The sequence below is a fragment of the Streptomyces pactum genome (assembly GCF_016031615.1).
In the GTDB taxonomy this organism is placed as follows: domain Bacteria; phylum Actinomycetota; class Actinomycetes; order Streptomycetales; family Streptomycetaceae; genus Streptomyces; species Streptomyces pactus.
In genome coordinates this window covers 2,160,341-2,178,822 of sequence record NZ_JACYXC010000001.1, presented here as the reverse complement: position 1 = coordinate 2,178,822, position 18,482 = coordinate 2,160,341, and the positions used below count along the sequence as shown (strand labels likewise).

The window sequence follows — 18,482 nt, the reverse complement described above, 5'->3', positions numbered from 1 at the left end:
TCCTCTCGGGGCTCGCTGCTACGCGGCCGGGACGAGCGCGTCCTTGCGGACCTTCGCCGCGATGTCGGCCGCCTCTTCGATCGACTTGGAGGAGGTGGCCGACGCGTCGACCACCGCGATCTCGCCGATGGCATGGTCGTCGGCCCAGATGCACACCGGGAAGTTGACGCTCATCCCCGACTTGGAGACCTTGAACTCCTGGCACTTCATCAGGGCGCCGTCGAAGCCCGCCGGGGAGACCTGCCGGGGGGTGCCGACCGGCTCGATCTTGGGGTCGCTGGAGAGCCGGACACTGGCGTGCTCCAGCTTGAACGTCTCGTCCACGGCCCGCGGGGCGTCGGTGACGGTGCCCCAGCTGCCGTTGAACTGCATCTTGGACCCGGTGTCGGCGCCGCTGCCGTTGTACTCGGCGGCGATCGGGTGCGGGTCCTCCAGCCCGGGGATGTCCTTCTGGGCCAGCTTGTCGGCCTCGGTCATGTTGTCCTCGTTCTTGCCCTCGCCCACCCGGGACCAGCCGCCCGCCAGCGTCTGCGGGGTGTCCAGCTTCATCTTCACCGCGGGGGTGGCGGGGGCGGTGGTGCCGTCCTTGCCGCCGTCGGCGCCGGGCACCACGACCTCGGTGGTCTCCTTGCCCTTGGCGTCGTCCTTCTTGTCGTCGTCACCGCCGATCAGCAGCACCACGCCGCCGATGATCGCGCCTACCACGACCAGGGCGCCGACCGCCAGGGCTATGGACTTGTTCCGGTTGCCGCCGCCCTGCGGGGGACCGGGGGGCTGCGGGGCGCTGAACCCCGGCTGCTGCGGCTGCGCGTACGGGTTCGGCTGGGCGCCGGGCTGCGGCTGCCCATACGGGCCCGGCTGGGCCCCGGGCTGCGGCTGCCCGTACGGCGGCTGCGGCTGGGCGTAGGGGCCCGGCTGCCCCGCCATCGTGGGCTGCTGGTGGTAACCGGGCTGCGGCGGCTGGCCGTACGGGCCCGGCTGGGCCGGCTGCTGCGGGTAGCCGTAGCCCGGCCCGCCGGACGCGCCGCCCTGGCCGTAGGGGCCGGGCTGCGGCGGCTGGCCGTAGGGGCCGGGCTGGTTGCTGCTCATGTCGGACCTCTGTTCTGTGCCGGTGACTGCTGTGCGCGGGGGGTGGGGGAGTGCGGGGCGGCGCGCCGGGCGCCGTGGTGCGGACGCCGGACCCGGGCCGGGACCGCGCGCCGGAGGTCACCGCGGGACGCGGATCTCCTTGCGGACGTCGGCGGCGACCTTGGCGGCCTCCTCGGCGGAGAGCGGGCTGCCCAGATGGGCGACGCCGACCACGGCCACCGTGCTGTGGTCGGCCCAGCCGCACAGCGGAATCGAGGAGGGGGCGCCGGGCTCCGGCTGCTTGGGCTTCATGGTCTGGCACTTCATCACCGCGCCGGACAGGTTCGCCGGCGCCTGCGGCTCCGGGGTGCCGACCAGCTCCAGGTCGTCGTCGCCGGCCATCTCCTTGCTGCCCTCGGCGAAGATCGCGTCCAGCGCCCTGGCCGGGTCGGCGATGTCCCCGTAGGCGCCGAGGACGTACATGCCCTTGGCCGTGGCGAGCTGGGCGGGGTCCGGGGACGCGGACGGGTCGATGGTGGTGTACTCGCCGGTGATGCCGACGGCGTCGCCACTGATCGTCAGCCCGGCCTTGTCGCTCGCACTCAGCGCGTCCGGCTCCTCCCCGCCGTCGCCCAGCTTGTACTCGGTGAGCAGGGTCGCGGGGACGGTCAGCTTGTGCGGCCCGTCGTTCTTCAGCTCGCCGCCGCCGGTGCCGCCGCCGGTGCCGCCGCCGGTGCCGCCACCGGGCACCTTCACGTCGCTCTTGCCCTGGTCCTTCTTGTCGTCGTCACCACCGTTCAGCAGCACCACGCCGCCGATGATCGCGCCGACCACGACCAGCGCGCCGACCGCCAGGGCTATGGACTTGTTCCGGTTGCCGCCGCCGGACGGGGGGCCGGGAGGCTGCGTGGGCTGCCCGTAGGGGCCGGGCTGCTGTCCGTACGGGCCCGGCTGCGGCTGCTGTCCGTACGGTCCGGGCTGCGGCTGCTGTCCGTAGGGGCCCGGTTGGGGCGGCTGTCCGTAGGGGCCCGGCTGGGCGTAGGGCCCGGGCTGGCCGGACGGCGCCTGCGGGTACCCGTAGCCGGGCCCGCCGGCCGGGGCACCCTGCCCGTAGGGGCCGGGCGGCTGCGGGGGCTGCCCGTAGGGGCCGGGCTGCTGGGGCGGCTGCTGGCCGTAGGGCCCCGGCTGGTTGTAGCTCATATCGTCCTACCGTTCCGCTTGTTGCTGTCCGTGCCGTCGGTGCTATCCGTCGATCTCGACGCGCGCGTCGCGGCGCACCTCGGCGGTGAGGTCGGCGGCTTCCTTCAGCGACATGCCGCTGCCCAGGACCTCGGCGGGGGGATCGGTCATCACCGTCACGCCCAAGGTGTCCTCGTCCCCCCAGACGCAGGCCGGGGCGTCCATGGATCCCCGGTCCGACGTCAACGTGACGGCCTGGCACTTCAGCACGTCCCCGTCGAACCCCTCCGGGGTGAACTCCTCGGGGCTGCCCTGCGCCTTCGCCGTGCCGTCGCCCTCCAGCGCCGAGACCACCATGGCCAGGGCCATCTCCGAGCCCCGGTCCGGGTCGGTGACCTCCCCCCAGAAGCCGGTGAACTTCATCAGCTCGCCGCCCGAGGTCTCGTAGTCCGCCGACACCACACGGGCGTTCTCCACGCCCGGGACGCGCCGCGTGCTCCGCCCGCCGTCGGACAGGTCCTTCTCGCCGGTCCCGTCGCCCTTGCGCTCGTACTTCCCGGCGAGCGTCGCCGGTGTGGTCACCTTGTACGGTCCGCTCTCCCCGGAGCCGGTGAGCAGCAGCACCGCGGCCACCGCGCCGGCCACCGTCAGTGCCGCGCCGGCGGCTATGCCGATCTTCAGCCCCCGGCCCGGCCGGCGGGGCGGCAGCGGGCCGAACGGCCCGGGCGACGGCTGCGGGCCGAAGGGGCCGCCGGGCGTCGCCTGCGGGGCCGGCGGGCCGTAACCGGCGGACTGGGCATAGGGGTTCTGCTGGGGGTACCCGTAGCCGGGCTGGGGGGCGGAGTAGGGGCCCGGCGCCGCGTACCCGCCGTGCTGGGGGTAGCCGTAGCCGGGCTGCTGATGGTAAGGATGCGGCACCGGTGGCTGCTGTCCTCCGCCATACGGACCCGGCTGACCCCCGTAGGGACCGGGCTGCGGTGGCGGCTGGGAGTAGCTCATCGGGCCTCTCTTCGATGCGTCTTCGATGCGCGCGACAGTTGCGCAACATCCTTCCCGACGCCCGTGGGTCCCTTCAGCCCGGGGCTGCAACGGGTTCGTAACGGAGTCGCCGCGCCCGGCCGCCCGGCCGCCGGGGGAGACGCGCGGCCGGCGACGGGGCGTCCGTCCGCCTCCGGTGCCCGGCCGGCGCCCGTGCCGCGTGACCCCGTACGGCCGGTCCCGGACGCCGGCGGTCCCGAGCCACCCCGCGGCCCCACCCCCGGCGGGCCCGCCGGGGCCGGTCGCCGGGACCGGGGCGGACACCCGGACCGGGCGTCCTGGGCACCCGCGCGCGGCCGGCCCGGCGGTGGTGCGTACCGCGGCCGGGGCACGGCGGCGGAGCGCGCCGGACCGGACGACGGACCCCGCCCACGCCCGGACGGCGGACGGCGCCGCGCACGAGGGACGACGCACGGAGGTACGGACGCGCGGACGGCGCACGGAGGTACCGACGCACCGACGTACGGAAGCGCGGACGACGCACGGACGGCGGGCCCGGGCCCGGACCCCGACGAGGGGCCGGGGCGACGGAGGCGTCACGGCGGCCCCCGCGGGAAGGTCCGGGGAACGGTCCCGGGACGGCGGATCCGAACGGCGGACTCGAACGGCCCGCCCGAACGACGGACGCCCGGAGCGGGGCGCCGCGGCGGCGGCCGCCGGTCGGGGGCGGACGCGCCGCGGCGGGGTCCGTCGCCGTGCCCGGTCCGCCCGGCCGCCTCGTAGACTTGGCTCCGTGAGCGAGCCCCCACAGCACGAACCCGATCCGTCCGGTACGCCGGACGGGGACGCCGGGAACGACGAGTTCGACCAGATCGTCAGCGCCGAGACCGACCGCGACCCCGACCTCGCGGTGATCGAGGCGGGCAGCCGCACGCTGCGCACCCAGGCGGGGCCGCCGCAGGGCGACCAGGTGCCCGCCCGGCCGGCCGACCCGGAGGTGGACCGGGCGCTGCGTGAGGTGGAGGCGGACCTGGCCACCCGCTGGGGCGAGACCAAGCTGGACCCCTCGGTCGAGCGGATCGAGGCCCTGCTCGACATCCTCGGCTCCCCGCAGCGCGCCTACCCCTCCATCCACATCACCGGCACCAACGGCAAGACCAGCACCGCTCGCATGATCGAGTCGCTGCTGGGCGCCTTCGAGCTGCGCACCGGCCGCTACACCAGCCCGCACGTGCAGTCGGTGACCGAGCGGATCAGCCTGGACGGGGCGCCGATCTCCGCCGAGCGCTTCGTCGACACCTACCGGGACATCAAGCCGTACATCGAGATGGTGGACGCCCGGCAGGAGTACCGCCTCTCCTTCTTCGAGGTGCTCACCGCCATGGCGTTCGCCGCGTTCGCCGACGCCCCGGTGGACATCGCGGTGGTCGAGGTCGGCATGGGCGGCACCTGGGACGCCACCAACGTGATCGACGGCAGCGTCGCGGTGGTCACGCCCATAGCGCTGGACCACACCGACCGGCTGGGCACCACCCCGGAGCAGATCGCGGTCGAGAAGGCCGGGATCATCAAGAAGGACGCCACCGCGGTGCTCGCCCAGCAGCCGGTGGACGCCGCGTCGGTGCTGCTGCGGCGCGCCGTCGAGGTGGACGCCACGGTGGCCCGGGAAGGGCTGGAGTTCGGCGTGCTCAGCCGCGAGGTCGCGGTCGGCGGGCAGCTGCTGACGCTGCGCGGGCTGGGCGGCGAGTACCCGGAGGTCTTCCTGCCGCTGCACGGCGCCCACCAGGCGCACAACGCGGCGGTGGCGCTGGCGGCGGTGGAGGCGTTCTTCGGCATCGGCTCCCAGCACGCCCGCACCCTGGACCTCGACACCGTCCGCCGCGCCTTCGCGTCGGTGACCTCCCCGGGCCGGCTGGAGGTGGTGCGCCGCAGCCCCACCGTGGTGCTGGACGCCGCGCACAACCCGGCGGGGGCGCAGGCCACCGCCGCGGCGGTCACCGAGGCGTTCGGCTTCAGCCGGCTCGTCGGGGTGGTCGGGGCCAGCGGCGACAAGGACGTCCGGGGCTTCCTGGAGGCGTTCGAACCGATCTTCGCCGAGGTGGTGGTGACGCGGAACTCCAGCCACCGGGCGATGGACGTGGACGCCCTGGCGCAGGTCGCGGTGGAGGTGTTCGGCGCGGACCGGGTCCAGGTGGAGCCGCGGCTGGACGACGCGCTGGAGGCGGCGATCACGCTCGCCGAGGAGGAGGGCGAGTTCGCCGGGGCCGGGGTGCTGGTCACCGGCTCGGTGATCACCGTCGGCGAGGCACGGCTGCTGCTGGGGAAGGGCTGAGGCGATGCGGACGCTCTGTGCGAGCACCCTGATCGGTGAACTCCTGGTGATCGGCTTCGCCGGGCTGGTCGCCATGAGGACCTCCGACCTGGCGACCGGCACCGTGTGGGCGGTGAGCGGCACCGCCATGGTGCTGTGCCTGCTGCTGTGCGGGATGATCAACCGCCCGGGCGCGGTGCAGGTCGGCTGGGCGCTCCAGATCGCGCTGATACTGAGCGGTCTGGTGGTGCCGATGATGTACTTCCTGGGCGTGGTGTTCGCCGGCCTGTGGTGGGCCTCGGTCCACTTCGGCCGGAAGGTGGACGAGGCCAGGGCCCGGTTCGCCGCCCAGGCCGCCGACGCCGCCGAGGCCTCGCAGCCGTCGCAGGCCTGAGCCCGCGGGGCGCCCCCGCGGGGGGCGCCCGTCCCGGCCCTCCGGTCCGTGGCCGGGTGAGGCGTTCCGGCCCGTGGCCGGCGTCCCCGGTTCCGCGGGACCGCCCGCCCCATCGGCCCCGTCCGGCTCCCCGGCGCCGCCGTCGCGCGGCGCGCCCGCGCCGTACCGCCGTCGCGTGTCGCGCCGGCACCGGCGGGCGCGCCCGCGCCGTACCGGCGGGGACGTCGGGGGAGCCGCGCCCGTGCCGTACCGGCCGGACGCCCGGCTCCCCGGGCCCGCGCCGAGCCGTGCCGCCCGTCCCGTGACCACCGTCCGTCGGCCGACCGTGCCGGACCGTCCGCCCGGTGCCGGACCGCCCGTCCCGCGGCCGCGTGGCCGGCGACGGGCCGGCGAGGGGTGAGGCGGCGGGACCGGGCCGGAGGGGCGGGGCCGTGCCGGGTTCGGGGCGGTGAGCCCGCCCCTGTAGCCTCGGGCGCACCGGACCAGTCCGCCCTACAACAGGCCAACACAGGAGCCCCACCATGTCTCAGCGCACGCTCGTCCTCCTCAAGCCCGACGCCGTCCGGCGGGGCCTGGTCGGCGAGATCATCGGCCGGATCGAGCGCAAGGCGAACTGGTCCATCACCGCGCTGGAGCTGCGTACCCTCGGCCGCGACCTGCTGGAGCAGCACTACGCCGAGCACGTCGGCCGTCCGTTCTACGAGCCGCTGGTCGAGTTCATGTCCTCCGGCCCGGTCGTGGCGCTCGTCGTCGAGGGCGAGCGGGTGATCGAGGGCGTGCGCGCGCTGGCCGGTCCGACCGACCCGATCCAGGCGCCGAGCGGGACCATCCGGGGGGACTTCGGCACCATCGTGCGGGAGAACCTGGTCCACGCCTCCGACTCGGAGGAGTCCGCCCAGCGAGAGATCAAGATTTTCTTCCCCGGCCTCGCCTGACGGTACGTCAGGCTCCGAACCGCCTCTGACCGGGGGCGACCGGCGGCGAAACGGTCGCCCTCCGGTGTTTCGCGGGCCGATCGGGGGAACGCGACACCCCGACACGACGTCCTGATAGGAGGAGGCGGAGCCCTCTTCCGCGGACAATGGGCCGACAATGGCGGAGGACCCTCGCATCGTGGCCCGGTGACCGAGACTACGATGAAAGCTTCCGCGCCTCGCAGCGCACCACTCCTGCTCCCTGCCGACCTCAAGTAAGCATTCGCTCCAGTTGGGAAGGCCAGACGTATCCTCATGGGGAACAACATGTCGTTCATCGGCCGTGACATGGCTGTCGACCTCGGGACCGCCAACACGCTGGTGTACGTCAGGGGTCGCGGGATCGTCCTCAACGAGCCGTCAGTCGTCGCCATCAACACCAACACCGGCGGAATCCTCGCCGTGGGCGCCGAGGCGAAGAAGATGATCGGCCGGACTCCTGGCAACATCGTCGCGGTCCGCCCGCTCAAGGACGGCGTGATCGCGGACTTCGAGATCACCGAGCGCATGCTCCGCTACTTCATCCTGAAGATCCACAAGCGGCGCTACCTGGCCCGCCCGCGGGTGGTGGTCTGCGTGCCGTCCGGCATCACCGGCGTCGAGCGCCGTGCCGTGATCGAGGCCTCCACCCAGGCCGGCGCCCGTCAGGTGCACATCATCGAGGAGCCGATGGCCGCCGCGATCGGCTCCGGCCTGCCGGTCCACGAGGCCACCGGCAACATGGTCGTGGACATCGGCGGCGGCACCACCGAGGTCGCCGTGATCTCCCTCGGCGGCATCGTCACCGCCCAGTCCATCCGGGTGGCCGGCGACGAGCTGGACAACGCGATCATCCAGCACGTCAAGAAGGAGTACAGCCTCCTCCTCGGCGAACGCACCGCCGAGAACATCAAGATCACCATCGGCTCGGCGTACGAGACCGTGCAGGAGGAGCACACCGAGATCCGGGGCCGCGACCTGGTCAGCGGGCTCCCCAAGACCGTGGTGATCTCCGCCGCCGAGGTCCGCAAGGCGATGGAGGAACCGGTCAACGCCATCGTGGACGCGGTCAAGACCACGCTCGACAAGTGCCCGCCGGAACTGTCCGGCGACGTGATGGACCGCGGCATCGTCCTCACCGGCGGCGGCGCCCTGCTGCGCGGCCTGGACGAGCGGCTGCGCGCCGAGACCGGCATGCCCATCCACATCGCCGAGGACCCGCTGGACTCCGTCGCCCTCGGGTCCGGCAAGTGCGTCGAGGAGTTCGAGGCGCTGCAGCAGGTGCTGGACGCCCAGCCCCGCAGGTGACCGCACCGGTCACCGCCGTGTTCCGCCGTGACGACGCCGGTGAGGCGGTCCGGCGGAACGCCGTCGTACAGGCATGAGGTTCCGACTCCTACGAGGAAGGCACGTCGCCGCACGTGAGGGACACACGAGAGAGCCGACTGCTCCTGGTGCTGCTGGTCGCCATCGCGTTCGCACTGATCACGGTCGATATCAGAGGCGGCGAGGACTCGCCCCTCGACGGTGCCCGGGAGACCGCCGCCTCCGTTCTCGGGCCGGTGGAGGAGGGCGTCGCCGGGGTCGTCGACCCGGTCGGCAACGCCATCGCCGCGGTACGCGACTCCGACGAACGCCACGACCGCATCAGTGATCTCGAACGCGAGAACGCCGAGCTCAAGCAGCGCCTCGGCAGCGACGAGCGCAACCGCGCCCGCGCCGCCGAGTTCGACCGTCTGATGGCCACCGCCGGCCGCGGGCAGTACGGCATCACCGGCGCCGAGGTCATCGCCATCGGCAGCACCCAGGGCTTCTCCTGGACGGTCACCATCGACGTCGGCAGCAAGGACGGCATCCGCCGCGACATGACCGTCATCAACGGCGACGGCCTGGTCGGCCGGGTCACCACGGTCGGGCGCTCCACCGCCACCGTGCTGCTCGCCACCGACCCGGACTTCACCGTCGGCACCCGGATGGAGAAGTCCGGCGAGATCGGCTTCGCCAACGGGCAGGGCGACGGCCCGCTGCGGGTCCAGCTGCTCAACGGCAAGGCCAAGGTGAAGAAGGGCGACCGGCTCGTCACCTTCGGCTCGCGCGGCGACCGGCCGTTCGTCCCCGGCGTCCCGGTCGGCGAGATCGTCCGGGTGGACACCCTGGACGGCGGCCTGACCCGGACCGTGCAGGTCCGCCCCTACGTCGGCTTCACCAAGCTGGACATCGTCGGCGTGGTCACCAGGCCGCCGCGGGACAACCCCCGCGACTCCGTGCTGCCGCCCCGCCCGGCCGATCCCGCGCCCGCGCGCAAGGCCGGTCCCAAGCCGAAGAAGGCGACCGACGCGGCCACCCCGCCCGGCCGTAACGCCGCCACCAGGAGCTGACCGATGCTGCGCCTGAACCGCATCCTGCTGTCGACCCTGCTCGTGGTCGTCGCCCTCGTCGCCCAGGTCAGCGTGCTGGCCCGGCTCAACCTGCCCGGCGCCGTCCCCGACCTGCTGCTCCTGGTGGTGCTCGGCCTCGCCCTCGTCTACGGGCACACCGGCGGCGCGCTGATCGGCTTCGCCGCCGGCCTGCTCGCCGACTTCGCACCGCCCGCCGACCACGCCGCCGGGCGCTACGCCCTGGTGCTGTGCGTCATCGGCTACCTGGCCGGCCTCGCCCGGCCGGAGACCGGCCAGCTGCGCTCCGCCACCGGCCCGATGCTGGTGGTGGTGGCCGCCGCCATCGGCTCCACCCTGCTGTACGCCGGGGTGGGTTCCCTCGTCGGCGACGACGCCGGGGGCCACGCCGGCCTGGCCGAGCTGCTGTTCACCGCCGCCCTGTACGACCTGCTGCTGGCGCCTTTCACCGTGCCGCTCATCATGGCCGTCGCCCGCCGCACCGACCACGACCCGCGGGTGGACAGCACCGGCGGCACCGGCACCGGCACCGGCGGCGACACCGGCCACCGGTGGCTCACCCCCTCCCGGCGCACCGCCCGCGGCACCCGCCTGGGCAAGGCCGCCCGCAACGGCAGCCGCGGCGGACTGCTGACCAAGGGCCGGCCGACCAAGCCGGGCGGCATCAAGGTCAAGGGGGTCAAGCGGCTGTGAACACCGCCCGGCCCGCTACGCCGCCCCCGGCGACGCCAACGCCGCCCAGGTGCTGGGCTACCTCCGCCCACCGGACGCCCCGCACCACCTCCCCGGACACCCGCACCGCCACCCCCGGCCCCGCGGCCCGCCCTCCCGGGACCCCCAGCCCGCCACCGCCCTCAGTGGAGGCGCTTCGCGCCATGAGTAACATTCCGGAGACCGGGCGGACGACCCGGATCACCGTCCGCCTCGTCGCGATCCAGATCCTCGTCTTCTCCCTCCTGCTCACCCTCGGCGGACGCCTGTGGTACCTCCAGATCCGCAACGGTGACGAGTACGCCGACGAGGCCGCCAGCAACCACGTGCAGCAGGTCATCCAGCCCGCCACCCGCGGCTCGATACTCGACGCCCGCGGCATCCCGCTGGCCGACAACGAGACCCGCCTGGTGGTCTCGGCCAGCCGCACCGACCTGATGAAGATGGCCGACGACGGCGAGGCCGTGCTGACCCGGCTGGCCGGCGTCCTGGACATGACCCCCAAGGAGGTCATGGACAAGGTCCGGCTCTGCGACGCCCAGACCCCCCAGCCCTGCTGGAACGGCTCGCCCTACCAGCCCATCCCGATCACCGACGAGGCCACCACCCAGCAGGCCCTCCAGATCCGCGAGCGCGCCGAGGACTTCCCCGGCATCAGCGCCGAGCCCACCCCGGTGCGCCGCTACGCCGCCCCCGGCGACGCCAACGCCGCCCAGGTGCTGGGCTACCTCTCCCCGGTGACCGACGAGGAGATCAAGAAGGCCGAGGACAGCGAATCGCCGCTGCTGCGCTCGGACCAGATCGGCCGCTCCGGACTGGAGCGCTCCTACGACGCCCAGCTGCGCGGCAAGGCCGGCGTCACCCGGTACGAGGTGGACAACCTCGGCCGGGTCATCGGCAAGGCGGAGAGCGACCGCGCCGAACCCGGCTCGCACGTCGTCACCAGCATCGACGCCCGGGTCCAGGCGGTCGCCGAGAAGGAACTGGCGCTGGCGATGAAGGAGGCCCGCAAGGTCCACGACCGCAACACCGGCACCACCTACAAGGCCGACGCCGGCGCCGTGGTCGTGATGGAGTCGAAGACCGGCCGCGTGGTCGCCATGGCCTCCAACCCGACCTACGACCCCAACGCCTGGGTGGGCGGCATCTCCGGCAAGGACTACAAGCGCCTCACCGGAGACGACTCCAACTACCCGCTGCTCAACCGGGCCATCCAGGGCCAGGCCGCCCCCGGCTCCATCTTCAAGGTGATCCCGACCACCGCCGCGGTCAACGCCGGCTACACCTTCGAGGGGCCCTACCCCTGCCCCAGCTCGTACAGCATCGGCGGCCAGGTCTTCAAGAACTTCGAGTCCGCCGGCCACGGCAGCATCAGCCTCGGCAAGGCCCTGGAGGTCTCCTGCGACACCGTCTACTACTCCCTGGCCCACCAGGAGTGGCGCAAGGACGGCGGCAGCGACCCCAAGAAGAACCCCGCCGACTGGTTCTACAAGACCGCCCACCAGTTCGGCCTGGGCAAGGAGACCGGCATCGACCTGCCCAACGAGGTCACCGGCCGCGTCCCGGACCGCAAGTGGAAGCGGGACTACTGGAAGGCCAACCAGAAGACCTGGTGCAAGGACGGGAAGAAGGACGGCGACTACGCCGAGCGGATCGCCTACGAGAACTGCCTCGAAGGCATGAAGATGCGCGCCGGTGACTCCGTCAACTACTCCATCGGACAGGGCGACACCCTGGTCACCCCGATCCAGATGGCGAGCATCTACGCCGCGATCAGCAACGGCGGCACCCTGCACAAGCCCACCGTCGGCAAGGCGATCATCAGCGCCGACGGCAAGAAGGTCCGGGAGATCAAGCCCCAGGTCCGCGGCAAGCTGCCGATGGACGCGCCGACCCGGAAGAAGATAAACGAGGCCCTCGCGGGTGTGGCCACCCGCGGCACCGCCGCCTGGCGGTTCGTCGGCTGGCCGCAGGACAAGATCCCGATGCACGCCAAGACCGGTACCGCCGAGGTCTACGGCAAGCAGACCACCTCGTGGTTCGCGACGTACACCAAGGACTACACGATCGTGATGACGATCTCGCAGGGTGGTACGGGCTCCGGCGCCTCCGGCCCGGCCGTCCGCAACATCTACAACGCCCTCTACGGCGTGGACAAGCAGGGCAAGATCGACCGGAAGAAGGCCCTGCTGCCGCAGCCGCAGGCCAAGCTGCCGAGGATCGAGCGGGACGGCACCATCGAGTCCCTGCCCTTCGGCAGGACCTACAAGGCCGTCGGGCTGGGCGGAGGCAAGCCGCAGTGACCGCCTCCCCCTCCGGCTACCCCATCCGCCGCTACGCCCCCGAGCCCGGCACCTGGAGCAAGCTCACCGCACGCGACTCCATCGTGCGCCGACTGGACTGGATACTGCTGCTGTCCGCCGTCGCGCTCTCCGCGATCGGCGCGGTGCTCATCTACTCCGCCACCCGCAACCGCACCGAGCTGAACCAGGGCGACCCGTACTTCTTCCTGATGCGCCACGTGCTCAACACCGGCATCGGGATCGGGCTCGCGGTGGCCACCGTCTGGCTGGGCCACCGCACCCTGCGCGGCGCGGTCCCCATCCTGTACGCCCTCTCGGTGGTCCTGGTGCTGGCGGTGCTCACCCCGCTGGGCACCACCATCAACGGCGCCCACGCCTGGATCGTGATCGGTGGCGGGTTCTCCATCCAGCCCTCCGAGTTCACCAAGATCACCATCATCCTGGGCATGGCGATGCTGCTCTCCGCCCGGGTGGACGCCGGGGACCGCCCCGACCCCGACCACCGCACGGTGCTCCAGGCGCTCGGCCTGGCCGCGGTGCCGATAGCGATCGTGCTCCTCATGCCGGACCTCGGCTCGGTGATGGTCATGGCGGTGATCGTGCTGGCGGTGCTGCTCTCCTCCGGCGCCTCCAACCGCTGGATCGCCGGACTGATCGGCGCGGCGGTGACGGGCGCGGTGCTGGTCTGGCAGCTCGGCGTGCTGGACCAGTACCAGATCGACCGGTTCGCCGCGTTCGCCAACCCGGCCCTGGACCCGGCCGGCGTGGGCTACAACACCAACCAGGCGCGCATCGCCATCGGCTCCGGCGGACTCACCGGCAAGGGCCTGTTCGAGGGCACCCAGACCACCGGCCAGTTCGTGCCCGAGCAGCAGACCGACTTCGTCTTCACGGTCGCCGGCGAGGAGCTGGGCTTCCTCGGCGCCGGGCTGATCATCGTGCTGATAGGAGTGGTGATGTGGCGCGCCTGCCGCATCGCCCGGGAGACCACCGAGCTGTACGGCACCGTGGTGGCCGCCGGCATCATCGCCTGGTTCGCCTTCCAGTCGTTCGAGAACATCGGGATGACGCTGGGGATCATGCCGGTCGCCGGCCTGCCGCTGCCGTTCGTCTCCTACGGCGGCTCGTCGATGTTCGCCGTCTGGATAGCGGTCGGGCTGCTCCAGTCGATCAAGGTGCAGCGCCCCATAGCGGCCTGACCGGCGCGCGCCCGCATCCGGCGCGACCGCGCGCGGTGCCCCCGCCGACGGCGACGGCCCGGCCCCTCCGGCCGGGCCGTCGCCGTTCCCGCCTCCGGCCGGTCCCTCCCGGCCGTTCCCTCCCGGCGGTGCCGTGTCCCGCTGCCGCCCGCCGTCCGTACGCCGTCCGCCCGCCGTCCGTCCGGCCCGCGCCGGCCGCTCCCGGCGGGGTCCCGGGCGGGGGATCGGCCGTGCCGGTGGAGGGCCGGGAGCGGGTTACGCTAGAGAGTCGCCCCTGCCCGACGATGAAGGTTTTCCGCCACATGCCTGCCGAATCGGTCTTCCCACAGCTAGAGGCCCTGCTCCCGCACGTGCAGAAGCCGATCCAGTACGTCGGTGGTGAGCTCAACTCCACCGTGAAGGAGTGGGACGCCTGCGACGTCCGCTGGGCGCTGATGTACCCCGACGCCTACGAGGTCGGCCTGCCGAACCAGGGCGTCATGATCCTCTACGAGGTCCTCAACGAGCGTGAGGGCGTGCTCGCCGAGCGCACCTACAGCGTGTGGCCGGACCTCGAAGCGCTGATGCGCGAGCACGGCGTGCCGCAGTTCACCGTGGACAGCCACCGGCCGGTCAAGGCGTTCGACGTCTTCGGGCTCAGCTTCTCCACCGAGCTGGGCTACACCAACATGCTCGCCGCGCTGGACCTGGCGGGCATCCCGCTGGAGGCGCGTGACCGCACCCTGGACGACCCGGTGGTGCTCGCCGGCGGCCACGCCGCGTTCAACCCGGAGCCGATCGCGGACTTCATCGACGCCGCCGTCATCGGCGACGGCGAGCAGGCCGTCCTGGAGATCACCGACATCATCCGGGCGTGGAAGGCCGAGGGTCGGCCGGGCGGCCGTGAGGAGCTGCTGTTCCGCCTGGCCCGCACCGGCGGCGTGTACGTCCCGCGCTTCTACGACGTCGAGTACCTGCCGGACGGCCGCATCGGCCGCGTGGTGCCGAACCGCTCCGGCGTGCCGTGGCGGGTGTCCAAGCACACCGTGATGGACCTCGACGAGTGGCCGTACCCCAAGCAGCCGCTGGTGCCGCTCGCCGAGACCGTGCACGAGCGGATGTCCGTGGAGATCTTCCGCGGCTGCACCCGGGGCTGCCGGTTCTGCCAGGCGGGCATGATCACCCGCCCGGTGCGGGAGCGGACCATCACCGGCATCGGCGAGATGGTGGACAAGGGCCTGAAGGCGACCGGCTTCGAGGAGGTCGGCCTGCTGTCGCTGTCCTCCGCCGACCACAGCGAGATCGGCGACATCGCCAAGGGCCTCGCGGACCGCTACGAGGACGACAAGATCGGCCTGTCGCTGCCCTCCACCCGGGTGGACGCGTTCAACATCGACCTCGCCAACGAGCTGACCCGCAACGGCCGCCGCTCCGGTCTCACCTTCGCCCCCGAGGGCGGCTCGGAGCGCATCCGCAAGGTCATCAACAAGATGGTCTCCGAGGACGACCTCATCCGGACCGTCGCCACCGCCTACGGCAACGGCTGGCGGCAGGTGAAGCTGTACTTCATGTGCGGCCTGCCCACCGAGACCGACGAGGACGTGCTGCAGATCGCCGACATGGCCACCAAGGTGATCGCCAAGGGCCGTGAGGTGGCGAAGTCCAACGACATCCGCTGCACCGTATCCATCGGCGGGTTCGTGCCCAAGCCGCACACCCCGTTCCAGTGGGCGCCGCAGCTGTCCGCCGAGGAGACCGACGCCCGGCTGGAGAAGCTGCGCGACAAGATCCGCGGCGACAAGAAGTACGGCCGCTCCATCGGCTTCCGCTACCACGACGGCAAGCCGGGCATCGTCGAGGGCCTGCTCTCCCGCGGCGACCGGCGCGTCGGCGCGGTGATCCGGGCGGTCTACGAGGACGGCGGGCGCTTCGACGGCTGGCGCGAGCACTTCAGCTACGACCGCTGGATGGACTGCGCCGCCAAGACGCTGCCCCAGTTCGGCGTGGACGTCGATTGGTACACCACCCGCGAGCGCGGCTACGAGGAGGTCCTGCCCTGGGACCACCTCGACTCCGGTCTGGACAAGGACTGGCTGTGGGAGGACTGGCAGGACGCCCTCGACGAGACCGAGGTCGAGGACTGCCGCTGGACGCCGTGCTTCGACTGTGGGGTCTGCCCTCAGATGGACACCCACATCCAGGTCGGCCCGACGGGGAAGAAGCTGCTGCCGCTGACGGTGAAGAACGGCGCGCCGGTCGCGAGCGGGCACACCCACTGAGCGGGTGAGCCGCGGCATCCGGTGACGGACTGCCCGGGCCCGGGTCCCCCCATCGGGGGCCCGGGCCTTTCCCGGCTCCGGGGCGGGCTCACGGCCGCGGCCCGGCCGTGAGCCCGCCCCGGAGCCCCGCCGTGTGGGACCGGGCCCGCCGTGGGGCCGTCCCTGAGCCCCGCAGCGGGTCCGTCCCGGGGCCCTCCGTCCCGCGCGGGGCCGGCGCGCCGTTCCCGGGCAGGGAGGGCCGGGCTCCCGGGCGCGGCGCGCGGCGCCCCGCGGCACCGGCGGCCCCGCTCCTCCGCCGGGCCGATGTCCCGGGTGCCGACGGCTCGTTACAGTGGTGCCGTTACTCCTGGTCGCGGGGGGCTGTGACCGGGGGGTGTGGTCGGCGGTGCCGACGTCCTGGGGAGGGCCTGTAACGGATGAGTCGTCGCTCTGCCGGTTTCGTCGGTGCCTGGGCCGAGATCCAGCGTCAGCAGCAGCGTCAGGCGGAGGCCGAGGCGCGACTCCGGCGGGAGGAGGAACGGCGGGCGCGGGCCCACCAGCGCAGCCTGCGGGAGTACGGGCAGGCGGAGGCCAGGCGGCGGACCGAGGAGCTGGACGCCGAGGTCGCGGCCCTGGAGGGGCTGCTGGCGGCGGGCTGCCGGGCCCCGGCCTTCCGGGCCGCGTCGCTGACGCGGGTGGCGGAGTACCCGCCCTTCGACCCCGGGCAGCTGGCCCGGCCGGTGCCCATGCCCGACCCGGCCCGCTACCAGGCACAGGGCGGCTGGACCGCCGGCCGGAGGGCACAGGCGCAGGCCGAGGCGCGGGCCCGGTTCGAGCACGACTGGTACGCCGCGCAGGCCGCCGAGACCCAGCGGCAGCAGCGGCTGGCGGCGCTGCGGCAGGACCACGAGGCGCGGGCGCAGGCCGTGCGGGACGAGGTGGCCCGGCACAACGCCGGCGTCGCCGAGGTGACCGAGGGGGTCCGGCGGGGCGACCCCGGCTGTGTCGTGGAGTACTTCTCCGCCGCCCTGCACCTCTCGACGGGCCGCCCGGAGGCCTTCCCGTGCCGGGTGACGGCGGCCTTCGACCCGGCGGCGCGGCAGTTGGTGCTGGACTGGGAGCTCCCGGGGTACGACGTCGTCCCGGAGGCGAAGGCGGTCCGGTACGTGGCCGCCGAGGACCGGTACAAGGAGACGGCCCGCCCGGTGACCCGGCGCCGCGCCCTGTACCGGCAGGTGCTGGCGCAGACCATGCTGCTCGTGCTGCACCAGCTCTTCGCGGCGGACGAGCACGGCGCCCTGGACTCGGTCGCGCTCAACGGCTTCGTGGACGCCCGCGACCCGGCGACCGGCCGGCAGGCGCACATCTTCCTGGCGACCGTCATGGCCCCCCGGGCCGTCTTCACCGAGCTGCAGCTGGAGCAGGTGGACGCGGTCAGCTGCCTCACCGACGCGCTGCGGGGGCAGCTGGCGGCCCGGCCCGACCAGCTCGCCGCGGTACGGCCGGGCCGGCGGCCCCAGGACGTCGCCGTGCCCGCGGCCGGCCCCGGCGGCGACCAGGAGCCGGATCTGTACGGCATGGACCCGATCGCCTTCGAGTCCCTGATAGCCGACCTGTTCCGCGCCATGGGGATGCGGGCGGTGACCACCCAGCGCTCCAACGACGGCGGGGTGGACGTCGAGGCGCTGGACCCGGCCCCGATCAGGGGCGGCAGGATCGTGGTCCAGGTGAAGCGGTACCGCAACACCGTGCCGCCCACGGCGGTGCGCGACCTGTACGGCACCGTCCAGGACACCGGGGCCAACAAGGGGGTGCTGGTCACCACCTCGGGGTTCGGCCCCGGCTCGCACACCTTCGCCCGGGGCAAGCCGCTGGAGCTCATCGCGGGCCCCGAACTGGTGGACCTGCTGCACCGGCACGGGCTCCGCGGCCGGCTGGGGGACGGCGGACGGGCCGCCCCGGTGCCGCCGCGACCCGCCCCCGCGGACCCGCCCGGCGACCACAACGTGCTGGGCATGATGTGGTCCGGCGACGTCGCGCTGGACGTCTGCGCGCTCGTCTGCCGCGGCGACCGGGTGCTGAGTGAGGACCACTTCGTCTTCTTCAACAACCCGAGGACCCCGGACGGCTCGGTCCGCGCGGTGCCGGCCGCGGCGCCGGACAGGGCGGCGATCCGGGTCAGCTTCGACGCGCTGCCGGCCGCCGCCGACCGGCTGGTGCTGGTGGCCGCGGTCGATCCGGAGGTGAACCCCGAGGCCGACCTGTCGGGGTTCACCGAGGCCCGCGTCCGGCTGCTGGACCCGGCGATGACCGAACTGGACCGGCTGGTGGTGTCCGACGGCCGCGCCGGGGAAACCGCCCTGGTGCTCGGCTCCTTCCGGCGCCGGGCCAACGGCGACTGGGACTTCGTACTCGGCGGCCGGGGGTACCCCGACGGGCTGGAACAACTCGTCCGGGACTTCGGCGTCGAGGTGGAGTGAGCCGGCCCGGTCGACAGGGCGTGGGCCCGCCCGGCCCGCCGCCCGTTCGGGGCGCCCGCCTCGCCGGGGATGTCCTCCCGCCCGGGACGCCGCCCGCCGGGGATGCCGCCCGCCGGGGATGCCGCCCGTCGGAGATGGCCGCAAGCCGGCGGTGGCCGCCTCGCCGGGGCGACCGACCACCCGGGACGGCCGCCGCGCGCGCCGCGGGGCGCCCGCCCACGGCGTGCGGCGTCGTTACAACCCCGGGTCCTACCAGGGCCTACGGCGTTACAG

13 protein-coding genes are annotated in these 18,482 nt (G+C 73.4%); 10 read left to right on the top strand and 3 right to left on the bottom strand.

Translation table 11 applies throughout. The features are described from left to right. Positions 1-18: 18 nt before the first annotated feature. The 3 genes from IHE55_RS08555 to IHE55_RS08545 all read right to left on the bottom strand — a co-directional run bounded on the left by IHE55_RS08555 (position 19) and on the right by IHE55_RS08545 (position 3,165). Entirely contained in the window at positions 19-1,089 is a 1,071-nt protein-coding gene (locus IHE55_RS08555) for a hypothetical protein (protein ID WP_197988479.1), read from the bottom strand. A 117-nt stretch (positions 1,090-1,206) separates the two neighbouring features. After that, positions 1,207-2,268, bottom strand: a complete 1,062-nt coding sequence (locus tag IHE55_RS08550; protein ID WP_197988478.1) for a hypothetical protein — start codon at positions 2,266-2,268, stop codon at positions 1,207-1,209. A gap of 42 nt (positions 2,269-2,310) precedes the next feature. Then, the gene (locus tag IHE55_RS08545) at positions 2,311-3,165 is read right to left on the bottom strand and encodes a hypothetical protein (RefSeq protein WP_307826575.1); all 855 of its coding nucleotides are present in this window, start codon (positions 3,163-3,165) and stop codon (positions 2,311-2,313) included. Positions 3,166-4,018: 853 nt separating this feature from the next. On the opposite strand from IHE55_RS08545, the gene folC reads away from it, so the two are divergent. The 10 genes from folC (at position 4,019) to IHE55_RS08495 (ending at position 18,209) form a co-directional block, all read left to right on the top strand. Continuing rightward, positions 4,019-5,557 carry a bifunctional tetrahydrofolate synthase/dihydrofolate synthase gene (folC, locus tag IHE55_RS08540; RefSeq protein WP_197988476.1) on the top strand — a complete coding sequence of 513 codons (1,539 nt, stop codon included), beginning with the start codon at positions 4,019-4,021 and terminating at the stop codon, positions 5,555-5,557. Positions 5,558-5,561: 4 nt separating this feature from the next. After that, the gene (locus IHE55_RS08535; protein WP_197988475.1) at positions 5,562-5,930 is read left to right on the top strand and encodes a DUF4233 domain-containing protein; all 369 of its coding nucleotides are present in this window, start codon (positions 5,562-5,564) and stop codon (positions 5,928-5,930) included. A gap of 521 nt (positions 5,931-6,451) precedes the next feature. Beyond that, complete coding sequence (gene ndk / locus IHE55_RS08530; protein ID WP_197988474.1) at positions 6,452-6,865, top strand: nucleoside-diphosphate kinase; 414 nt, start codon at positions 6,452-6,454, stop codon at positions 6,863-6,865. Positions 6,866-7,171: 306 nt separating this feature from the next. After that, positions 7,172-8,191 carry a rod shape-determining protein gene (locus IHE55_RS08525; RefSeq protein ID WP_197991871.1) on the top strand — a complete coding sequence of 340 codons (1,020 nt, stop codon included), beginning with the start codon at positions 7,172-7,174 and terminating at the stop codon, positions 8,189-8,191. Positions 8,192-8,304: 113 nt separating this feature from the next. Then, a complete protein-coding gene (gene mreC, locus IHE55_RS08520; protein ID WP_197988473.1) occupies positions 8,305-9,261 on the top strand; it encodes a rod shape-determining protein MreC in 957 nt (318 codons plus the stop codon). A 6-nt stretch (positions 9,262-9,267) separates the two neighbouring features. Then, entirely contained in the window at positions 9,268-9,972 is a 705-nt protein-coding gene (gene mreD / locus IHE55_RS08515; protein WP_197991870.1) for a rod shape-determining protein MreD, read from the top strand. Positions 9,973-10,154: 182 nt separating this feature from the next. Beyond that, entirely contained in the window at positions 10,155-12,293 is a 2,139-nt protein-coding gene (mrdA, locus tag IHE55_RS08510; protein ID WP_197988472.1) for a penicillin-binding protein 2, read from the top strand. After that, entirely contained in the window at positions 12,290-13,492 is a 1,203-nt protein-coding gene (gene rodA / locus IHE55_RS08505) for a rod shape-determining protein RodA (protein ID WP_197988471.1), read from the top strand. Before mrdA ends, rodA begins: the two co-directional genes overlap by 4 nt. Before the next feature lie 302 nt (positions 13,493-13,794). Further along, positions 13,795-15,750 (top strand): TIGR03960 family B12-binding radical SAM protein, encoded by a 1,956-nt coding sequence (locus tag IHE55_RS08500; RefSeq protein WP_197988470.1) that lies wholly within the window; start codon positions 13,795-13,797, stop codon positions 15,748-15,750. 416 nt (positions 15,751-16,166) lie between these two features. Beyond that, positions 16,167-18,209: a restriction endonuclease gene (locus IHE55_RS08495; RefSeq protein WP_197988469.1), complete on the top strand. Its 2,043-nt coding sequence runs from the start codon at positions 16,167-16,169 to the stop codon at positions 18,207-18,209. The last annotated feature ends 273 nt before the right edge of the window (positions 18,210-18,482 follow it).